This is a genomic window from Micromonospora hortensis, from assembly GCF_022230935.1.
GTDB lineage: Bacteria > Actinomycetota > Actinomycetes > Mycobacteriales > Micromonosporaceae > Micromonospora > Micromonospora hortensis.
In genome coordinates this window covers 19,568-33,335 of record NZ_JAKKFE010000054.1, presented here as the reverse complement: position 1 = coordinate 33,335, position 13,768 = coordinate 19,568, and the positions used below count along the sequence as shown (strand labels likewise).

12 protein-coding genes and 1 pseudogene are annotated in these 13,768 nt (G+C 72.8%); 9 read left to right on the top strand and 4 right to left on the bottom strand.

Annotated elements, in window-relative coordinates; translation table 11 throughout:
- The first annotated feature begins 5 nt into the window (after window positions 1–5).
- Both NIE111_RS27520 and NIE111_RS27515 read left to right on the top strand, forming a co-directional pair.
- Window positions 6–1,070, top strand: a complete 1,065-nt coding sequence (locus NIE111_RS27520) for a coiled-coil domain-containing protein (RefSeq protein ID WP_372488418.1) — start codon at window positions 6–8, stop codon at window positions 1,068–1,070.
- A 141-nt stretch (window positions 1,071–1,211) separates the two neighbouring features.
- Window positions 1,212–1,721 (top strand): hypothetical protein, encoded by a 510-nt coding sequence (locus NIE111_RS27515; protein WP_238687206.1) that lies wholly within the window; start codon window positions 1,212–1,214, stop codon window positions 1,719–1,721.
- A 160-nt stretch (window positions 1,722–1,881) separates the two neighbouring features.
- Here NIE111_RS27515 and NIE111_RS27510 read toward each other — a convergent pair whose 3' ends face one another.
- A complete protein-coding gene (locus NIE111_RS27510) occupies window positions 1,882–2,349 on the bottom strand; it encodes an SRPBCC family protein (protein ID WP_238687205.1) in 468 nt (155 codons plus the stop codon).
- A gap of 190 nt (window positions 2,350–2,539) precedes the next feature.
- Here NIE111_RS27510 and NIE111_RS27505 point away from each other — a divergent pair, with 190 nt between their 5' ends.
- Together NIE111_RS27505 and surE are read left to right on the top strand one after the other, a co-directional pair.
- Window positions 2,540–3,517, top strand: coding sequence for a 1-phosphofructokinase family hexose kinase (locus tag NIE111_RS27505; protein WP_238687204.1), 978 nt, complete (start codon window positions 2,540–2,542; stop codon window positions 3,515–3,517).
- Window positions 3,514–4,341, top strand: a complete 828-nt coding sequence (gene surE, locus NIE111_RS27500) for a 5'/3'-nucleotidase SurE (protein WP_238687203.1) — start codon at window positions 3,514–3,516, stop codon at window positions 4,339–4,341. The genes NIE111_RS27505 and surE overlap by 4 nt, the downstream gene beginning before the upstream one ends.
- A 17-nt stretch (window positions 4,342–4,358) precedes the next feature.
- Here the strand turns inward: surE and NIE111_RS27495 are convergent, their stop codons facing one another.
- On the bottom strand, window positions 4,359–4,721 hold the full coding sequence (locus tag NIE111_RS27495) for an STAS domain-containing protein (RefSeq protein ID WP_030330302.1): 363 nt from the start codon (window positions 4,719–4,721) through the stop codon (window positions 4,359–4,361).
- A gap of 385 nt (window positions 4,722–5,106) precedes the next feature.
- Here NIE111_RS27495 and NIE111_RS27490 point away from each other — a divergent pair, with 385 nt between their 5' ends.
- Both NIE111_RS27490 and NIE111_RS27485 read left to right on the top strand, forming a co-directional pair.
- Window positions 5,107–5,247 carry a hypothetical protein gene (locus tag NIE111_RS27490; protein ID WP_167457621.1) on the top strand — a complete coding sequence of 47 codons (141 nt, stop codon included), beginning with the start codon at window positions 5,107–5,109 and terminating at the stop codon, window positions 5,245–5,247.
- A gap of 170 nt (window positions 5,248–5,417) precedes the next feature.
- Window positions 5,418–5,816, top strand: a complete 399-nt coding sequence (locus NIE111_RS27485) for a hypothetical protein (RefSeq protein ID WP_238687202.1) — start codon at window positions 5,418–5,420, stop codon at window positions 5,814–5,816.
- 155 nt (window positions 5,817–5,971) lie between these two features.
- Here the strand turns inward: NIE111_RS27485 and NIE111_RS27480 are convergent, their stop codons facing one another.
- Complete coding sequence (locus tag NIE111_RS27480) at window positions 5,972–8,650, bottom strand: cellulose binding domain-containing protein (RefSeq protein ID WP_238687201.1); 2,679 nt, start codon at window positions 8,648–8,650, stop codon at window positions 5,972–5,974.
- Between the two features lie 376 nt (window positions 8,651–9,026).
- Between NIE111_RS27480 and NIE111_RS27475 the strand changes: the two genes are divergently transcribed.
- The 3 genes from NIE111_RS27475 (at window position 9,027) to NIE111_RS27465 (ending at window position 10,831) form a co-directional block, all read left to right on the top strand.
- On the top strand, window positions 9,027–9,713 hold the full coding sequence (locus NIE111_RS27475; RefSeq protein WP_238687200.1) for a BON domain-containing protein: 687 nt from the start codon (window positions 9,027–9,029) through the stop codon (window positions 9,711–9,713).
- A gap of 75 nt (window positions 9,714–9,788) precedes the next feature.
- Window positions 9,789–10,286, top strand: a complete 498-nt coding sequence (locus tag NIE111_RS27470; RefSeq protein WP_238687199.1) for a redoxin domain-containing protein — start codon at window positions 9,789–9,791, stop codon at window positions 10,284–10,286.
- Complete coding sequence (locus tag NIE111_RS27465; RefSeq protein ID WP_238687198.1) at window positions 10,283–10,831, top strand: DsbA family protein; 549 nt, start codon at window positions 10,283–10,285, stop codon at window positions 10,829–10,831. The genes NIE111_RS27470 and NIE111_RS27465 overlap by 4 nt, the downstream gene beginning before the upstream one ends.
- Window positions 10,832–10,836: 5 nt before the next feature.
- On the opposite strand, the pseudogene NIE111_RS27460 reads toward NIE111_RS27465, so the two are convergent.
- Window positions 10,837–13,751, bottom strand: a pseudogene (locus tag NIE111_RS27460) (winged helix-turn-helix domain-containing protein).
- Window positions 13,752–13,768: the final 17 nt, after the last annotated feature.

Here is a 13,768-nt window from a genome sequence, read left to right as displayed (position 1 = left end):
GCGCAGTGGCACCAGCACGACCACCCGCCGCCCGACTGGCGGCCCTGATCGTCGCGATGTTCGCCCTCGGCGTCGCGCTTCCGGCCGGCACCGCCTCGGCCGCTCCCCCGACCGGCCTGCGGGCCGCCGCACCCGACTCCGACGAGGAGGGCGGCACCCCGGCGTTGCGGGCCCAACTCGAGGCGGCCAGCAAGGGCTACCTGGACGCGAAGCGCGCCCTGGACACCTCGGTGCAACGGCAGAAGCAACTCGCCACCCAGCTGACGACCATCGAGGGTGAGATCGACCAGCGCAACGGCAAGGTCGGCGAGATCGCCGAGGTGGCGTACCGCACCGGCCGGCTCGGTGCGATGTCGGCGCTGCTCAACAGCAACACTCCGGAAGGCTTCATGGACCGGGCGGCCGCGCTGGACGCGGTGGCGGCCAACGAGGACCGGGTGCTGCGCGACCTGCTGGACAGCAAGGACAAGGCCAACCGCACCCGGGTCGCCCTGGACGGCGAGATCAACGAACAACGCAAGCAGGTCGCGGTGATGGCCAAGCGCAAGGAGCAGGCCGAACGGGCCCTGACAGTGGCCACCACACCCAAACCGCAGACCACCGCCGACGGCGGCTCCAACCGGGGCACCTCCAGCGCCAACGCGAAGGCCGCACCGCGCAACTCCGACGGCTCCTGGCCCTCCGAGTCGTGCAGCGTCAACGACCCCACGCCGGCCAACGGCTGCATCACCCCGCGCACCCTGCACGCGCTCAACCAGGCCAAGGCCGCCGGATTCACCCGCTACGTCTCGTGCCACCGCCCCAGCGGCTCCGGCGAACACCCGAAGGGCCGGGCCTGCGACTTCGCGGCGCAGAAGGGCGGCTTCGGCGGGAACGCCACCGGCGGCGACAAGACGTACGGCAACAACCTGGCGGCGTACTTCATCCGCAACGCCGACCGGCTCGCCGTGCTCTACGTGATCTGGTACAGGCAGATCTGGCTGCCCAGCAGCGGGTGGAAGTCGTACAGCGGGGCGCAGGGCACCCCGTCGACCGACCACACCAACCACGTACACCTGTCGGTCTACTGACCCACGCGTCGTGATGCCTGTGAGTCGTTCGGTGGCTCACAGGCATCACGTGTGTCCGGGGCGGGGCTACGTCGCCGGGCGTACCCGTGATGTCGTCGATCGTCGGACGACCCGGCAGCGGTCGGCGGGAAGCATCGCGGTATGCCTCGGATCCGACCCACCACCCGCAAGGCGCTGCTCACCCTGCATCTCGTCACCTCGCTCGGCTGGCTCGGCGCCGACCTGGTGCTGCTCACCCTCGGCATCGCCGTCCAGCGGGGCGCCGACCCGGCTGTGGTCTATCCGGTCACGGCCCTGGTCGGCACTGTGCTGTTCGCGCCGCTGAGCGTCCTGGTCTGGCTGATCGGGGTCGCCAGCTCGCTGCTCACCCCGTGGGGCCTGCTGCGCCACCGCTGGGTGCTGGTCAAGCTCGTGCTCACCACGGTGATGGTCGGGCTGGTGCTGTTCCTGCTCACCCCGAACCTGCGCCACGCCGGAGCGGTCGGCGCCGCCCTGCCCGCCCGGGATCGCGCCGACCTGGTCATCGCGCCGGCGGTGTCGACCAGCCTGATGATCATCGCGACGGTGCTGTCCACCTACAAGCCCTGGGGCCGGCGTCCCGCCACCCGACCCGCCCGCACGAGCCGTGATCGCGCTACAACCACGATCTAGACGCCACCCCCGCTGAGCACGTCGCACCAAGCGCAAGCGACCTGCCCTGCTCCGCGATCTTGCACTTACTGTCCCGACATATGGGGCATTACGCCGACATAGACAACCGAAACTGCAAGATCGACGCGGCGGGGCGGCGGGCGGGGCGACGCGGCGCGGGTCAGGTCGGGTTTGGCGGGGTGCCGGTGCGGTCGAGGGCCGCGCCCAGCCGGGTGGCTAGGGCTAGGTGAGCGGCCTGGGCCTGGCGGAACGCGTAGCGGAACAGCGGCGTCGGCGCGGTCAGGGTGATCTCCACGTCGATGCGGACCAGGCCGTCCGGCTCGGCGCGTAGCCGGGTGTGGTTGCGCACTGTGGTGGCCGGCCACTGGCGGGCCACCATGACGATCTCGTCGGCCTCGCTGATCAGCACGTCCGCGTGGTAGGTGGTCCGGAAGCGCAGCGGACCGGCCGCCAACCGGTCGTTGATCGTGTAGCTGGCCTGGGCGCCAGGCCGGGGCGGCACCCGGCGGACCCGGACGATCAGCGGGTGCAGCTCGCCCTGCCGGGTCAGGTCGCTGAGCAACGCTGCCGCCTCGGCGGGTGAGCACCGGGCCTGGACGGTGTAGCTGAAGGTATCGCTGCTGCGCACACCGTCTCCCGCCGTCGTTTGTCGCTCGATCGTCCCGTACCGATGTCTGGCTGGCAACGCCCCCGGGCCCTCGGCGCCGCGCCGGACCCGGCCGATGCGACGACCTGCCACCACCTGCGCCATTAAGGTCGGTTAGTGCGAAATCTTCCCGAAGATGCCGGAGGGCGGCCAGCATGAACGGCGACGACCGATGAGTGGGCACGTGATGGTCTTCGCGCCCACTCCACAGCTGACGGTGACCGTGGACCAGCCCAACGACCACCCCGAGCTGCACCTGCACCCTGGCGGGCAGGGCGTCTGGCAGGCCCGGATGGTGATCTCCCTCGGAGTCGACGTGGTGCTCTGCGCCGCCCTCGGCGGTGAGATCGGCCAGGTGCTGGAGCCACTGCTGGTCAGTGAGGGCGTGGACCTCAAGGTGGTGGTCCGTGACTCGGGCAGCGGCGGGTACGTGCACGATCGCCGCGACGGCTCCCGGCAGGAGATCGCCGACGTGCCCGGGCAGCCGTTGAGCCGGCACGAGATCGACGAGCTGTACAACCTCGCCCTCGGCGAGGGCCTGCAGGCCTCGGTGAGCATCCTCAGTGGGCCGAACGAACCGTGGCTCGTACCGGCCGACCTGTATCGACGCTTCGCCGCCGACCTCGGCGCGAACGGCGGCCGGGTGGTGGTCGACCTCTCCGGCGATCACCTCGCTTCGGTGCTGGAGAGCGGTGTGTTCTTCCTCAAGGTGAGTCACGAGGAGTTGATCCGCGACGGCCGCGCCCGCAGCGACGACACCGAGGAGCTGACCCGGGCCATGTACGAGCTGCACGCGGGCGGCGCCGAGACGGTGGTGGTGAGCCGCGCCGACCAGCCGGCGTTGGCGCTCATCGAGGGGGAGCTGTTCCAGGTCGAGATGCCCCGGCTGGAGGCCGCCGACCCGCGCGGCGCGGGTGACTCGATGACGGCCGGAGTGGCGGCCGTCGTGGCCAGGGGCGGGGACATTCGGACCGCCATCCGCACCGGCGCCGCCGCCGGCGCACTGAACGTGACCCGGCATGGCCTGGGCACCGGACGGCTGGACTCGATCACCGGCCTGGTGGACCGGGTCCGGCTGGTGCCGGCGGACAGCCGGCAACAGGAGCGGACCAGCCCGGACGAGCTGGCCGGCCGGGTGGTCGAGCGATGACACTGCGGGTGTTGATCACCAACGACGATGGGATCGCGGCGCCGGGCATCCAGGCGCTGGCCTGGGCCGCCCGGCAGCGGGGCCTGGACGTCGTGGTGGCCGCGCCGATGGAGGAGGCGAGCGGCACCAGCGCCGCGATGAGCGCCATGGAGCGCGACGGGCGAGTCGTCGTGAACGACCATCCGCTGCCGGACCTGGCGGGTGTGCCGGCGTACGGGGTCGCCGGGTCACCGGGCTTCATCACGCTGATCGCCTTGCACGGGGCGTTCGGCCCGCCGCCGTCGGTGGTGCTTTCCGGGGTCAACCGGGGCGCCAACGCCGGCCGGGCGGTGCTGCACTCCGGGACGGTGGGTGCCGCGTTCACCGCCGCCACCAACGGCTGCCGGGCGATGGCGGTCTCCCTGGACGTGCTGTCCGCCGGTGAGGCGACGGCCGCGAGCGGTGGCGCCGCCGTGGACGCCGCAGCCCGGGTACGCGACGCCGAGCGGCACTGGGGCACCGCCGCGCGGGTGGCCCTGGACCTGCTCCCCCGCTTGACCTCCGCGCCCCTGGAGAGCGTGCTCAACGTGAACACCCCGGACCTGCCGCACGGGCAACTGCGCGGGGTGCGGCGCGGCACCCTGGCCAGCTTCGGTCAGGTGCAGATGACGGTGGCCGAATCCGGCCACGGGTTCGTCCGTACCTCGCTGGAGGAGCCGGGGCAGGCCGCACAGCCGGGCACGGACGTGGCGTTGCTGGCCGCCGGGTACGCGTCGGTGACGGCCGTCCGAGCGGTCACCGAGGCGACCGACGTCGACCTGACCGGCCTGGACGAGCAGCCCTGACGGGCAGCCCGGCGCGCTCAGGCGCCGGGCAGCACCTCGGGGGTGGCAGCGCCAGCGAAGTAGGGCTCCGGGGCACCGAAGAGGCCGAGCAGGCCGGTCACCCAGAGCTGCCGGTGCACGAACCGGCTCGGCTCGGTGACCACCAGCTTGACGTCGCTGACCTCGGCTGTCTGGAAGCCGGCGACCATGGCGCTGATGCCGACCGAGTCGATGAAGGTGACCAACCTCATGTTGAGTTCGATACGTAGAGGGCGGCCCTTGGCCAGCACCTCTGCGATCGCTTCGCGCACCTCGTACGCTGTGTCGACGTCGATCTCACCCCGTGGGGCGATCTCCACGACACCACCGGACAGAACCGACTTCACGATCGACAGGCTCACGCGAGCACCTCCACCCGCCCGTCCCCCGGGCGCCTCATCAGTACGCGGGCCGCGACCGAGAGTATTCCTCCGACGGCCTCGGTCGCCACCCCTCGGGATGAGCAATTCGCGGATCCGGGCCCACAAAGCCACCCATATCCGCACTTTTCAGTATCTGTTTACTCAAGACTTTTCGTTATCTGAGCACCGGCGATCGGTCGTGACCGGCCCGCCGCCGAACCAGGGTAGCGGTCCCGGCCCGGCGCGCCCGACAACCGGCCCATGACGTACGCCTGCCCCGTGTGCCGTCGGCGTGTCGCCCACCGCCGACCGGCGCGACCCGCGCCCCCGGTTGCCCACGCGCCCTAGCATCGGCCGGGACACCCCGCGACGGAGAGGATCTTCGATGATCAAGCGACTTGCCGGGCTGGCCGGCGTCGGTGTTCTGCTCGCCCTCGTCCTGGCCTGCGGTTTCGGTGGCGGAGGCGACGATGACGACGATGACGACGACTTCGCCCGAGGTGTCGCCGTGTCAGCGGTGCGCTGATTCGGCGGCGCGCCGAGTTCCGGAGCGCCGAGTTACCGGGTGCTCCGCGGAGGTCGGGGTTTGCGTCCGGCCGACGCGGGGCACTGCGGGGTAGGCGACACCGTGACGCGCTGGAAAGACGCCGAAGTCCGAAGTGGCCGGCGGCTTCGGCACCCGAGGAGGTAACCACGATGTTCGGAACCAACCTGCTGGACCGTCGCAGCAAGCCGGAGCGGATCGCGGATCAGGCATGGGAGCACCTGCTCTCAGCCGTCAGCTACGCCGGAGACAGCGTGCGGGACACCGCCCGCTCGGCCCGCCAGAACAGCAGCGATCTCGCCGACGGGGCGGGTGACCTGGTGGGATCCGCCGCCGACGAGGCGCGACGCCGCGCCTCGTTGGCCTTCGACGCGCTCGCCGGCCGCCAGCCGGCACTGCCCTGGACGCTCCTGATCGGCGCCGCGCTCGTCGGCGCGGCGGTCGGCTGGGCCGTCGGCTCCGCCGCGCGGGCCGCCGGCAGCCGGGACGACCAAGCGGTCGACGACGTGGAGTTCGTCGACGTCGACCGTCCCAACTCCCCCGCCATCTGAACGTCAGCGCCACAGCGGGCCCCGATCGACTTCAGGTCGAGCGGGGCCCGCGATGGCGCCGGGGGTGGACCCGGTCCGCCGGGTGCCGGACCCCTCAGGCGGCCCGGCGGACCGGTGCTTGGTGGTGATCCGGGGTCCCGACCCGGATCACCCGCTCAGCGGCTCGTGCAGGTGATGACGGCCGGGGACGTGTTGCTACCGGCCCACGAGCCGAGGAAGCCGGCGGTGGTGCTGGCCCCGGCGGCGAGCGCGCCGTTCCAGCCCGTGTCCCGGACCGACACGGCGGCTCCGGTCTGGGTGTGGGTGCCGCTCCAGAGCTGGTCGATCCGCTGGCCGTCGGTGAAGGTCCAGCCCAGCGTCCAGCCGGCGATGGGGGCGCTTCCGACGTTGCGGACCACCAACTCGGCCTGGAAACCGCCGGACCAGGAGCCGGTCACCCGGTAGGTCGCCGCGCAGCCGGCGGACGGCGGCGGAGTGGTCGGGGGTGGCGTGGTCGGCGGTGGCGTGGTGGGCGGTGATGTCGTCGGCGGCTCGCCCCCGCTGCGCTCGGCGACCAGGATGCCGCGACCGTTGGTGCCGAGGTAGACCCGACCGTGGACACGCGGGTCGCCGGTCAGCGCCTCGGTCGGATTGCCGTACTGGTGGCGGTCGTCGTTGACGCGTACCCAGGTCGCGCCGGCGTCGTCGGAACGGTGCACGCCCGGTTGACCGTTCACGGTGCCGTAGAGGAAGACCGCGGGGTTGGTCCGCCCGGGTGCCGCCTTGCCGAAACCGACGTTGCCGGAGGCGCTGATGCCGTCCAGCCTGGTGAAGCTGGCGCCGGCGTCGGTGGAGCGCCACAGACCACCCGGCCCCGCCAGCCACAGTTCGCCGGCCCGGCCCGGCAGCGCCTTGAACCGCACGTCGGTGGTGGGCAGCCCGGTCGTCGCGGTCGGGGTGAAGCTGGCCCCGCCGTCGGTGCTCAGGTAGAAACGCCCGCCGCTGAAGCCGTAGAACCGGGTGGGGTCGACCCGGTCGGACTCGATAGTGGCGTTCGCCGGGATGCCGGTCGACGCTGCCCAGGAGTTGCCGAAACCGACCGAGTGGACGACGCGTTGGCCCGCGTCACCGGGTGCCCAGACGAAGCGGCTGCCGTCGGCCGCTGCGGCCACCGTGCCACCGAGGTTGACTCCGGACGGTTCGGTGCCCTGGAACCAGGTGGCGCCGCCGTCGGTGGAGAAGGCGACGTGGCTGTCGTTGGGCCGGTCGGCGTCGGTGAAGTTGCCGGCGCGCACCAGCACCGCGGGCTTGCTCTCGGCGTAGTCGAGGCTGGTGGTGGTCGTGAACACCGGCTGGGTGAACAGCATCGACGGAATCGCGTCCAGGTCGGTGTGCCGGAAACCGCCGACGTCGCCGAGCGCGCTGATCAGGGGTGCGCCGCTCGGCGGGCTGATCAGGTCGAGGACGGCGGTCTCCTCCAGCCCTCGGACCATGGGCCGGAGGGTGAACTGACCGCCGGTGTCCCACTTGGTCAGGTCGGTGGTGCCGTAGATGGTGGCACCGGTGCCGTACATCATGCGGTTGGAGTCGTGCGGGTCGATCTCCACCGACTCGTTCATCCAGCCGAGCTTGGGCGCGTCCTCCGGAGGTGCCGGGTGGAGACCGAAGGTCAACCAGGGCACCGAACTGATGTCCATGGTGTAGCGGCGGGACCTCTCCGGGTAGTTGCTGAACTCCCAGATCCGCGTCCAGGTCGCCCCGCCGTCGGTGCTGCGGAAGAAGATGGCGTCCGGCCACCAGGAGACCTGGGTGGCCACCAGCAGGGTGTTCGGGCGAAGCCGATCGATGGTCAGCCCGCTGTAGCCGAAGTAGGCGTCGGCGCTGGTGGAGGGCACCGGGCTGATCCGCGTCCAGGCCCCGGTCGACCGGGTGAACTTCCAGACGTCGCCCTTGCCGCCGTCGTACGGGCCGCCGGTGTCGCTGGTGGCGATGTAGAGGTGACCGCCGACCGGGTCGACGACCCCCTTGTGGGCCAGGTAGCCGGTGGGCTGACCGGGGATGCGCGCCCAGGTGACGCCGCCGTCGGTGCTGCGGTAGACCGGGTTCTCCTTGTCCGCCACGCCCACGTAGATGGTCTGCGTGGTGGAGCCGGCGGTGCCGGTGCTCTTGTCGAAACTGACCCAGGTCAGGCCCTGGTTCTGCCCGTTGTAGCCGTTCGGGTCGCCGGGGTCCGCCCGGTAGTTGCCGACGTTGGGGAAGGCGGCGACGCGGGCCCAGGTCACGCCGTGGTCGGTGCTGCGCCAGAGCCCGTTGCCGCCCTCGGCGCCGTAGTACACGACGCTGTTCCGGTTGGGGTCGACGGCGAGCCGCTCCCCCATTCCCCGGCCCGGCATGTTGCCGCCGTTCTTGAACGGCAACTCGGTGGCCTGCCAGGTGGCGCCCTTGTCGGTCGAGCGCAGGATCGCGCCGTTGTTCGGGTCCCAGCCGTTTGTGTACATGCCGACCGCCGCGTACACCCGGTTGGTCTGGACCGGGTCGGTGGCGATGCTGACCACGCCGTTGTAGCCCCACCGGTCGGCGCCGACCCAGTCGAGCAGCGGCGTCCAGGACTGGCTGGTCTGTTCCCAGCGGTACGCCCCGCCGATGTCGGTGCGCGCGTAGATGAGGTTCTTCTCGGTGGGGTTGAAGACGATGCCGGGTACGAAGCCGCCACCGCCCACTGGGACGTTCCGCCAGGTGTACGCCTCCGCCGCGGCCGGGGTGGGGGCCGACCCAGCGGCGGTGAACGGGACCACCACGACGGCTGTGGCGGCGGCCAGCACGGACACGATCGTGCCGGCGAGACTTCTCCGCATCTGCGGTTCCTCTCGGGATGGAGCCCCGGGGGACGGGGTTCGATCGCCTGGGTGACGCCGTGGCCCGGGGGACGAGCAACGACGACGGGGTGAGCACGACGACGGGACGGGCGGAGCTGCCCTGGCTCCACCACCCGACGCGACGGCTCCCGCGATCGAGGAACGCGATTACCGTAACCGAAATTGGCTCGCTTTGGAAGCGCTCCCATCATCGATGTTCGTCAGCCGTTCCCACCCGTCCCGCCCAGGTCGGGCCGCGCCGTCACCCGGTCCGGGCGAGGGCGGCTCACCCGGAGCGGCGGCAGGATCGCAGCACGGCGGACCTCCGGCCGCGGCCAGCACCCGGTCCGCCATCGGAACAGCGGAGGAGGGACAGATGGCCATCGCGGAGATCAACCGCACCGACCAGGACATCCAGTCCGCCGTGCTCGACGAGCTGACCTGGGAACCGCGGGTGCAGCCGCACGAGATCGGCGTGACCGTCGCCGAGGGCGTCGTCACCCTGACCGGCCGCGTGGACAGCTACGCCAAGAAGTGGGCCGCCGAACGGGCCACCCACCGGGTCGCCTCGGTCCGGGCGGTCGCCAACGACGTGGCCGTACAGCTCACCAACGGCACCGAGCGCGCCGACAGCGACCTGGCCGCCGCGGCCAGCCACGGACTGGAGTGGGACGCGTTCGTGCCCATCGAGAAGCTCCAGGTCACCGTCTCAGCCGGCTGGGTGACGCTGCACGGCGACGTCGAGTGGGAGTACCAACGTCGAGCCGCCGAACGCGCGGTGGCCCGGCTGACCGGCGTACGCGGGGTGAGCAACGGCATCACCGTCCGACCGGCCACCGCGCCGGACGCCCGCAACCTGGCCGACCGGATCGTCGACGCCCTCGCCCGGGCCGGAGCGACCGAGGCCGAACGGATCAGCGTCCGGGTGCACGGCGACACCGCGATACTCGCCGGGTTGGTGCATTCGATGCCCGAACGGGCCGAGGTCGAGCAGGTGGCCTGGTCCGCGCCGGGCATCCGGGAGGTGCAGAACCACATCGCTGTCGCCCCGGTGCTGCGCTGAGCGGGCGCTGAACGCGCGCGGAACCACCCGGGGTGGGTGAGCCCGTCTCACCCACCCCGGGAGCAGGCTGGTGGCATGAGTGATCCGAACGGGCTGATCCAACCGGGGCGCACCGCGCCCGGTTTCACCCTGCCGGCCACCCCGGACGGGGCTCTGCTGGGGCCCGAGCAGTTCCGTGGCCGGCCGGTCGTGCTCGCCTTCTACCCCGCCGACTGGAGCCCGGTCTGCGGTGACCAGATGTCGCTCTACCAGTCGGCGGCACCCGTCTTCGCCCAGTACCAGGCGGTGGTCCTCGGGGTGTCGGTGGACGGCATCTGGTCACACCGGGCGTTCGCGGAGAGCCGGGGCATCGAGTTCCCCCTGCTGGCCGATTTCGAGCCCAAGGGCGAGGTGGCCCGCAGCTACGGCGCGTACATGCCGAACGGTGAGGCGGCCCGCGCGCTCGTGGTGCTGCACCCGACCGGGAAGGTGACCTGGAGCTACCTGTCGCCGCCCGACGTCAACCCCGGCGCCGACGGCATCTTCGACGCGCTGGACCAACTCGCCGCCGACCGGAAGGTGATGGCCGAATGAGCACGCCACTGCAGGTCACCGCCCGACTTCGAGACCCGGTGACCTCCGACGACCACATCCGGGGGCCGGCCGACGCGGCGGTGACCATCGTCGAGTACGGCGACTTCCAGTGCCAGTTCTGCGGTGCCGCGTACCCGAACCTGCACGAGTTGCTGCGGCAGCGGGCCGACACCGTACGGCTGGTCTACCGCTACTTCCCGATCGCCAACGTGCACCCGTACGCCGAACGGGCCGCCGAGACGGCCGAGGCCGCCGGGGTTCGCGGCCGGTTCTGGGAGATGCACGACTGGCTCTACGAGCATCAGGACCAGCTCGACCCGGTGCACCTCTCGCTCGGCGTCGAGCAGGTCGGATTGCCGCCGGACGAGTTGAACGCCGAGGTGGAGAACCGTGCGCACGCGGACCGGGTGCGCCGCGACTTCGTCGGCGGCATCCGCAGCGGGGTGAACGGCACCCCGACCCTGTTCGTCAACGGCATCCGGCACGACGGCGGGTACGACCTGCCCGACCTGCTGACGGCCGCGGACGCCGCCGCCAACGCCTGACCCGCTCAGATCAGCCGCAACTCGCGCGCCCGCCGGACCGCCTCGCGCCGGCGGGTCGCGTCGAGTTTGCGGTAGATGTTGCGGACGTGGGTCTTCACCGTGTTGACCGAGAGGGACAACTCGCCGGCGATCTCCACGTTGGACAGGATGCTCTGCAGGTAGCGCAGGATGGTCAGCTCCCGCTCGGTGAGCGGCTCGTCGAGCGCGCCCCTCGCCCCGGTGGCCGGCCCAACGGCGCCCTGTCCCGCGCCCCGCACCAGGTCACCGACCAGAGTGAAGTGCGCGGTGCCCGCGTCCAGGTGCGCTGCCAGCAGGTCCCGCACCTGCGGTTCGGCGCGGGTGAAGACCCGACGGCAGCCCTGCGGGCCGGCCAGGTCCAGCGTCTGCTCCAGGATCCGACCCGCCCGACGACCGTCCCCGGCGCGCTGGGCCAGCACCGCGTCGAGCAGACCGGCGTCCAGGCGTACCGGTAGCGGCCAGGCAGTGGCATCTGGCGTCTGCCAGTCCGGCAGGGTCCGCTCGGCGGTGGCGGCGTCGCCGGCCCACAGCTGCACCTTCGCCAATGTGACAGCGAGCACCGGCTCGGCCCCCTCGTCGGCGGCGTCGGCCAGCAGGTCGCGGGCGGAGTCCAGGTCGCCCCGCGCGGCCCGCAGTTCGGCCTCGGCGGCCCGCAGCAGAGCGGCCAGCTCGTCGGCGGACGGCCGGTCGGCCAGCGCCTCCCGGGCCCGGACGAGCAGCCGCTGGCCGGTCGCCGGGTCACCGGAGTCGTGGCGTAGCTGGGCCCGGCACAGCGCGGCCACCGCCGCCGCCACCGGTTGGTCGGAGGCGGCGGACAGCAAGTCGCCGTCCACCTCGGGGTCGCCGGCCCAGCCGCCGGTCACGTCGAGCGCCGGGAGGGCGAGGGCGAGGTTCGCCGTAGCCTCCTCGGGCTGGTCGCGCAGCAGTGCCACCACGGCGAGAGCCAGGTACGCGTGGCCGCAGTCGAGCCGACAGGACCAGCCCCGACAGGGCGGCATGCCGAGCGCGTCCCTGGCCGCCTGCTCGGCTGCCCGCAGTTCGCCGCGCACCGCGAGCAGCAGCGCGGCGCGGCTCGCGGCGACCAGCTCGGTACGCGGCCGGCCGGCTTCCCGAGCGGCCGCCCGGGCCCGGACGAACCGGGCGGTGGGCAGCGCCCCGTCGGCCAACTCGACCAGCCCCAGCGCGGTGCCCGTGAACGCCCGCAGGTCCAGGTCGTCGGCGGCCCCGCCACCACCGGCCGTCGGGGCGGAACCGGTCGCCCCGGTCGGCAGCCGGGTCGGCGTGGCTTCCGCCGGGCGGGTGCGCAGTAGGCGAGCGGCGGCGGCCCGGACCTCGGTGCGGTCGTCGGCGAGCCGGGCCACTGTCAGCTCCAACGCGGTGACCAACCGCAGGAACCGGTCCCGACGCGGCACCGGCAGGCCCACCGCGTGCCCGGCGGCGGCCCGCAGGTGACCGGTGGCGGCCGGCAGGTCACCGGCGTACGCGCGCTCGGCGGCGCAGGCCAACGCCACCTCCGGGTCGGCGCGGATCACCTCCGCTGGCGGCGGCGTGGGTGCCGGGGCGCGCACCGGGTCCCTGTCGTAGCGGGTCAGCTCCGGCCAGTGCGCGACGAACAGGTCACCGGCCAGGTCCCAGCGGCCGGCGGCCAGGGCGTGCCGCAGAGCGTCGGCGGGCCGGCCGTCACCCGCGTACCAGTCGGCGGCCCGGACGTGCAGCTCACGTAGCTCCTCGGTGGGCAACCGAGCGAGGTCGGCGCGGAGCAGGTCGGCGAGCAGGGAGTCGTACCGGTACCAGGGCGGCCGGGTGTCCTCCCGGTGCAGCAGACCACCGGTCCCGGCCAGGTCGGCCAGCACCTGCCCGGCGTCGGCGCGGCCGGTCAGCGCCTCGGCCAGGTCGGCACAGACGGTGTCGACGACGGCGGTCCGGCGCAGCAGATCCTCCTCGGCCGGGTCGAGCGTCGCCAGCACCTCCTCCCGCAGGTAGCCGGCGATCTCCGGTTGGTCTCCGCCGAACTGCCCCACCCAGCGTTCCGGGTCGGCCTGACCGCGTACCGCGAGGGCGGCGATGCGCAGCGCGGCCGGCCAGCCGCCGGTGCGCTCCCGCAGCCGGTGCACGGCGGTCGCCGGCAGCGCGGCGGCGTGGGCGGTGAGCAGGTCGGCCACCTCGTCGTCGGTGAACGCCAGCTCGTCCGGGCCGATCTCGGTCAGCTCGCCGGCGAGGCGGAGTCGGTGCAGTGGCAGGTGCAGTCCGGCCCGCGCGCCGATCACCAGGCGGAGCCGCCGCCCGGCGTGCCGCAGCAGGAACTCCAGGCCGGTCAACGCCGCGGGGTCGGCGACCCGGTGCAGGTCGTCCAGGATCAGCAGGACCGGCCGGTCGGCGGCGGCGAGCGTGGCGGCCAGCGCCTCCAGCTGGTCGGGGCGCGGCGGCCGGTCGGGCACCGGGCCGCCCTCCGACGACCCGATCGCCGAGCGCAGCGCCGCCGCGAGGTACGCCCAGAGCCGGTCGGAGTCGTCGCCGGCCTCCACCGACATCCACGCCGAGACCGGGTCGTCGGCCGGGGAGACCGACAGGTCGCCGGAGTCCGGCAGTATCGCGCCCGGCTCCACGTCGGGTGGCGCGCCGCCCAGCCGCATCCAGGAGGCGAGCAGTGTGGTCTTGCCCCAGCCGGCGGGGGCGGCCACCAGGGTGACCGGTCCCGCGCTGCCCTCGTCCAACCGGCGCAGCAGGCGGGGCCGGGCGACCACCGGCTCCGGCGGCACAGCCGGCGTCAGCCGGGACGCCAACAGCGGTGGCCCAGGTGCCGGTTCGACGCGTACGTGATCCTGTTCCGGCACCCAGCCCCACCCCCACCACGCGCTCCGCCCCCGGTCGGCGAGCGGTTACCCGGCACGGGCGGGTTCACCCCTTCCGGGCGAGCGC

What these genes read in the sequence shown, in the direction of transcription:
- surE (WP_238687203.1), top strand. Translation starts at nt 3,514, where the DNA reads ATGACACTGCGGGTGTTGATCACCAACGACGATGGGATCGCGGCGCCG.
- NIE111_RS27515 (WP_238687206.1), top strand. Translation starts at nt 1,212, where the DNA reads ATGCCTCGGATCCGACCCACCACCCGCAAGGCGCTGCTCACCCTGCAT.
- NIE111_RS27485 (WP_238687202.1), top strand. Translation starts at nt 5,418, where the DNA reads ATGTTCGGAACCAACCTGCTGGACCGTCGCAGCAAGCCGGAGCGGATC.
- NIE111_RS27465 (WP_238687198.1), top strand. Translation starts at nt 10,283, where the DNA reads ATGAGCACGCCACTGCAGGTCACCGCCCGACTTCGAGACCCGGTGACC.
- NIE111_RS27475 (WP_238687200.1), top strand. Translation starts at nt 9,027, where the DNA reads ATGGCCATCGCGGAGATCAACCGCACCGACCAGGACATCCAGTCCGCC.
- NIE111_RS27490 (WP_167457621.1), top strand. Translation starts at nt 5,107, where the DNA reads ATGATCAAGCGACTTGCCGGGCTGGCCGGCGTCGGTGTTCTGCTCGCC.
- NIE111_RS27505 (WP_238687204.1), top strand. Translation starts at nt 2,540, where the DNA reads ATGAGTGGGCACGTGATGGTCTTCGCGCCCACTCCACAGCTGACGGTG.
- NIE111_RS27480 (WP_238687201.1), bottom strand. Translation starts at nt 8,650, where the DNA reads ATGCGGAGAAGTCTCGCCGGCACGATCGTGTCCGTGCTGGCCGCCGCC.
- NIE111_RS27470 (WP_238687199.1), top strand. Translation starts at nt 9,789, where the DNA reads ATGAGTGATCCGAACGGGCTGATCCAACCGGGGCGCACCGCGCCCGGT.